The 223-nt window shown below is 72.2% G+C and carries 1 pseudogene; it reads right to left on the reverse strand.

Features of this window, described 5'->3' with window-relative positions:
• Positions 1–223 (reverse strand): annotated as a pseudogene (locus ASF72_RS20560) (HNH endonuclease); the annotation flags it as partial.

Here is a 223-nt window from a genome sequence, read left to right on the forward strand (position 1 = left end):
GCGGCGCAGGGCTGGTGGGAAGAGCCGGGCGGTGGAGTCCATGGCGATGAGGTCTCCGGTGCCTGGCGCTGTGTAGAGCCGCCGGATCCAGGTCTTCAACTCTGCCGCGTCGGGGTTGCGGGTTTTTGTCCCGTGGCGGGCGAGGTGCCTGGCCCAGTCGGCGGGGACGGTTCCGTAGCCGGGGAGCCGGGCGGGTTCGCTGTCGGCCTGCAGGAGGGTCCGG

Origin of the sequence: Arthrobacter sp. Leaf141 (assembly GCF_001424565.1) — a bacterium.
In the GTDB taxonomy this organism is placed as follows: Bacteria; Actinomycetota; Actinomycetes; order Actinomycetales; family Micrococcaceae; genus Arthrobacter.